A 4,892-nucleotide genomic window follows, 5' to 3' on the forward strand; every position below is an offset into this window, starting at 1 on the left:
GCAATGGCGCAAAGTTCTCCACCCAATCCTATTAGCAGATATTTCTTTGTTAATGCACTCTTGTAGAGTTTGAACTTTTCTTCAGGATCGCTCTTATACTTTATTTCTGAGAGCAACTCCTTCATCACCGCGTTTCCTCCAAAAATGGATCCAATTGAAGCAATAATGGCTACGATATCGGTAAAGTAGCTGATGTAAGGTGTGGTTTGAACATGAATTTTAAAGCCCAATCGCACTACAACAAAGATTAATGTTGTTGAAATAACTGAAAACAGGGCTATCCAATGTATTCTCTTAAGATCTTTCACTTTCTTACGATTTTTTGCCGAAGATAGCCTTTTTAACCATTCTTAAGGAAAATTGTGATGGGTTTTGTTGGATTGATACTCTAAAATGAACTACTTTTATTTCGACCGATAATCGTGTGACGGTTTGATGTTCAATTTTTTACTATCAACAAAATTGTACAGATATGGGAAATAATAATGGTCCGGAATCGATGTTTAAATTCCCCACTAACGGGAAAGGAGATCTTAAGGATTTTTCAACCGATACTACCGATGGAGTAAAGGATAAGGAGCATGCAAAGGGTTTGCTTGAGACGGATATAAATATGCTGATCGATCAGCAGGACCTTCTATATGCAAGCGATAGACATTCCATCCTTGTTATTTTTCAGGCCATGGATGCCGCCGGCAAGGATGGTACAATCAAGCATGTGATGTCTGGACTCAATCCTCAGGGATGCCAGGTATACAGCTTTAAGCAACCTTCCAAGGAGGAGCTCGATCACGACTACCTTTGGCGGACCTATAAAAGTTTGCCCGAGCGTGGACGCATTGGTATTTTCAACCGTTCCTACTACGAGGAGGTGCTGGTTGTTAGAGTTCATCCGGAAATTCTCCTAAAACAGCAGCTACCTGGATTAAAGGTGCTAAAAGATATTCCCCGTGACCTTTGGCAAAATCGCTATGCCAGCTTCAACCAAATGGAAAAGCACTTGGTGGAAAATGGCACCATTGTGATTAAATTTTTCCTGCATCTGTCTAAACATGAGCAAAAGCGACGATTGCTCGACCGTATCGATGATAAGTCGAAGCGGTGGAAGTTTTCGCTCGCCGATCTTAAGGAACGTGAGCGCTGGGACGATTACATGCAAGCCTACAACGAAATGCTTCGCGAAACGTCCACCGAACTGGCTCCGTGGTATGTAATTCCGGCCGACCATAAGTGGTTTATGCGCTATGCCGTGGGAAACATTATTGCCAATAAGCTCGAGATTCTGAAGATGGAATATCCTAAGGTTTCTGACGATATGGAGAAGGCTCTTTTAGATGCCAAGGCAAAAATGGAAATGGAGTAACTATCATATTACTAGTAGCATATGTAGTGTTTGAAATTAATTAACAAAAAAGTAAGCTCCAAAGGCTTGCTTTTTTTGTTGTTGGTTGTATATTTGACCGACCGGTCAGTCATAAAATTTAATATCAAAAAGGAAGGAACCGTTGCTATGGCACCACGTACTAAAGAGCAGTTAAATAAAATTAAGGAGGATAAGCGAACCCAAATAATGGATGCATCTCTTAAGCTCTTTGCGGAACATGGCTACCTCAGCACTTCGGTGTCCCAAATTGCAAAGGAGGCAGGAGTAGCCAAAGGGCTAATATACTCCTACTTCGAAAGCAAGGAGGAGATACTCCGAAGCATTACAAGAGAAGGTATAGACGATATCTTTTCTGTACTCGGAGAATCAGGAGATAGGACCTTAACTTCTGATGAAGAGGTAATTGCCGTGATGGATCGCATTTTTGACCGAGTGCTTGAGCGTGCGGAATTTTATAAGCTATACTACTCTATGTTTTTGCATCCTCATGTAATGGAGTCTTTTCAAGATGAGATGGAAGAAATAGCCGTGCGCATGGTTACTCCTTTTCTGGATTATTTTGCCGCAAAAGGTTATGAGGATCCGCAAAGCGTTATCCTCTTTATACATGCAACGGCAGATGGGTTAATATTCAACTCCCTTTTTAATCCGGACATCTTTCAGATAGAGAAAATTAAGCCTATGTTTTTTAATCTTCTAACAAAAGGAACATTATGAAAAAGCTCATTTGGGGTATGGCGTTAACCATACTTCTACCAGCCTTTAGCATTGCTCAAACGCCAGATGCCAAGGAGATAGTTAATCGTGCCGAGAATAATTCACTTGGCGAGAAATCCTCCTACTGCGAAATGTCAATGACAATTGTTCGGCCCAAGTGGGAGCGTACGCTCAAGATGAAGCTATGGACCAAGGCGCGCGACAAGGCGCTTACCCTCATTACCTATCCGGCCAAGGAGAAGGGCCAAACCTTCCTAAAAGTGGGAAGCAACATGTGGAATTGGTTGCCCTCCATAAACCGAATGATAAAGATTCCGGCCTCCATGATGTCGCAGGGGTGGATGGGTTCCGACTACACCAACGATGATGTGCTCAAGGAGTCGTCGCTCACCAACGACTACAACCATACGCTGTTGGGCGAAGAGACCTTTGGAGGCTTCAGCTGCTACAAAATTGAGATGAAACCCAAACCCGATGCTGCGGTGGTTTGGGGCAAGCTTATAACATGGATTTCCAAAGGCGACTACCTCATGCTGAAGACCGAATACTACGACGAGGATGGTTACCTGGTAAGAACTGAGTTGGCATCGGATGTTAAGGAGATGGGGGGACGCAAGGTGGCAGCCCACATCGAAATTATTCCGGCCGACAAACCTAACCAGAAGACGGTGATAGTGTTGGATGCCATTAAGTTCAACATCGACCTCAACGATAACACTTTCTCGCAGCAAACCATGAAAACCATAAAGTAGACACAATGAAACAAATTGTGACGCTCGCTTGGCGCAATATTTGGCGAAACAAGCGAAGAACCTTAATAACCATCGGCTCAGTTTTTTTTGCCATCCTGCTGGCGCTGGTGATGCGTTCGATGCAGATTGGTTCCTACAGCCATATGATCGACAACGTAGTGCATTCCTATACAGGGCACCTGCAGGTGCATGCCAAAGGCTACTGGGACGATAAAACCCTCGATAACTCCTTTGCTGCCTCCGATAGCCTAGTCCATACCATTGCATCGGTTCCCGGTATTTCGCTGATTGTTCCACGCCTTGAGTCCTTTGCGCTTGCCTCCTTCGACGCTAAAACCAAGGGGGTGATGGTAGTGGGGGTTGACCCGCTGTTGGAGAATAAGCTTACCAACCTTTCGCACCACGTTGTTAAGGGTAGCTGGCTTACGCCTTCCGATAGCGGAGCTGCCCTTGGAGAAACGCTGGCAAAGTATCTTGGAGTAAATGTTGGTGATACGCTGGTGCTTATCAGTGTGGGATATCAAGGTGCGAGTTCTGCCAATGTTTTTCCTGTTAAAGCCATACTGAAGTTGGCCGCCCCGGAAATGGATAACTCCTTTGTCTTTATCCCGTTGATTCAGGCTCAGGGATTCTATTCTGCCCCCGGAAGGCTTACCTCCTATGCCATGCTTATTGATAATAACCGAGAACTTTCGGAAGCAGCCACCACATTAAAGCACCAGTTGAATTCTCAGAAGTATGAAGTGATGACGTGGGAGCAGCTTATGGTACAGCTAATGCAGCAAATTAAGGCCGATAATGTGCAAGGGCTGTTTATGCTGGCTATTTTATACATGGTGGTGGGCTTTGGCATCTTTGGAACCCTGCTCATGATGATTTCCGAGCGTCGACGTGAGCTGGCGGTTATGGTGGCTGTTGGGATGAAAAAAACGAAGCTGGCAATGATAATTGCCTCGGAGGTGATGTTTATTACGCTGATTGGGCTAGTTGCCGGAGTGATAGGTGCTTTGCCCATTATTCTATACTACTACCATCATCCCATTTGGTTTACAGGCCAAACTGCGGAGGCAATGCGCAGCATGGGCTTTGACCCCATTATGCCATTTGCGCTGCAAGGCGATTTCTTCGTTGCCCAAAGCATTGTCATATTCGTTATTGCTCTGGTGGCTGCGTTGTATCCCATCTTTTCCATTTTTCGCATTATTCCCTCTAAAGATTTAAGACGATAAGCCATGATACCTTCAATTGCATGGAAAAATATCTGGAGAAACCGCACCCGAAGCCTGGTGGTTATTGTGGCCATTGCGCTTGGTCTCTTCGGCGGACTATTTGCCTCAGCTTTTTTGCTTGGCATGTCCGAACAACGGGTAAGCGAGGGCATTCGCTATGAAACACCTGAGCTAAAGGTTCTGCATCCACGATTTAAGGAGAACCTGGAGCCTCATTACAGCATCACCGATGCCCCCGATAAGGAGCGTGCCTTGGCAAAGCTTCCGTTGGTTGTGGGGATTTCTCCTAGAGTTATTACCTCCGCCATGGTGCAAACGGCAACCACCAGCTCCGGTATAACCCTTTATGGCGTTGACCCCGCAAAGGAGAAAACGGTGTCGATGCTATACCAAACCATTTGGGATAGCACCGCCGTTCGAAAAAACAGACCTAGTGTGGCCAACATTGCCCAGTTTGTTGAAGATTCCTGCGGTGTGTATTTATCCGATGATCAGCATATTCCCATTGTTATTGGCGAAAAGTTAGCGCACAAGCTTAAAGTGAAGGTGCGCTCCAAACTGGTGATAACCATGCAGGATTACAATGGTACACTTACGGGGGGAGCCTTTCGTGTAGTGGGCATTTTTCGAACAAGCAATACACAGTTTGAGGAGAACAATGCCTTTGTACTTCGGAGCGACTTATCTTCATTGATGGTATTGCCCGACAGCACCGTAAGTGAGTTGGCGCTTAGGTTAACCAACGAAAAGCAGCTCAATGTGGCAGCACAACAGGTTCGTTCGCTCTTTCCGGGGCTGAAGGTATATACC

At 45.3% G+C, this 4,892-nt stretch carries 6 protein-coding genes; 5 read left to right on the top strand and 1 reads right to left on the bottom strand.

What is annotated here, in order from left to right; translation table 11 throughout:
• The coding region (locus tag VMW01_14765) for a hypothetical protein (GenBank protein ID HUW07507.1) at positions 1–308 on the bottom strand (308 nt) is incomplete at its 3' end.
• Positions 309–472: 164 nt separating this feature from the next.
• Between VMW01_14765 and VMW01_14770 the strand changes: the two genes are divergently transcribed.
• The 5 genes from VMW01_14770 to VMW01_14790 form a co-directional block, all read left to right on the top strand.
• Entirely contained in the window at positions 473–1,363 is an 891-nt protein-coding gene (locus VMW01_14770; GenBank protein ID HUW07508.1) for a polyphosphate kinase 2 family protein, read from the top strand.
• Positions 1,364–1,510: 147 nt separating this feature from the next.
• Positions 1,511–2,101, top strand: a complete 591-nt coding sequence (locus VMW01_14775; protein ID HUW07509.1) for a TetR/AcrR family transcriptional regulator — start codon at positions 1,511–1,513, stop codon at positions 2,099–2,101.
• Positions 2,098–2,853, top strand: coding sequence for an outer membrane lipoprotein-sorting protein (locus VMW01_14780; protein ID HUW07510.1), 756 nt, complete (start codon positions 2,098–2,100; stop codon positions 2,851–2,853). The genes VMW01_14775 and VMW01_14780 overlap by 4 nt, the downstream gene beginning before the upstream one ends.
• Before the next feature lie 5 nt (positions 2,854–2,858).
• A complete protein-coding gene (locus tag VMW01_14785) occupies positions 2,859–4,082 on the top strand; it encodes an FtsX-like permease family protein (protein ID HUW07511.1) in 1,224 nt (407 codons plus the stop codon).
• Positions 4,083–4,085: 3 nt separating this feature from the next.
• Positions 4,086–4,892: ABC transporter permease (locus VMW01_14790; protein HUW07512.1), on the top strand; the 807-nt coding region annotated here is incomplete at its 3' end.

The organism is Williamwhitmania sp., from assembly GCA_035529935.1.
In the GTDB taxonomy this organism is placed as follows: Bacteria; Bacteroidota; Bacteroidia; order Bacteroidales; family Williamwhitmaniaceae; genus Williamwhitmania.

What these genes read in the sequence shown, in the direction of transcription:
- VMW01_14770 (HUW07508.1), top strand. Translation starts at nt 473, where the DNA reads ATGGGAAATAATAATGGTCCGGAATCGATGTTTAAATTCCCCACTAAC.
- VMW01_14775 (HUW07509.1), top strand. Translation starts at nt 1,511, where the DNA reads ATGGCACCACGTACTAAAGAGCAGTTAAATAAAATTAAGGAGGATAAG.
- VMW01_14780 (HUW07510.1), top strand. Translation starts at nt 2,098, where the DNA reads ATGAAAAAGCTCATTTGGGGTATGGCGTTAACCATACTTCTACCAGCC.
- VMW01_14785 (HUW07511.1), top strand. Translation starts at nt 2,859, where the DNA reads ATGAAACAAATTGTGACGCTCGCTTGGCGCAATATTTGGCGAAACAAG.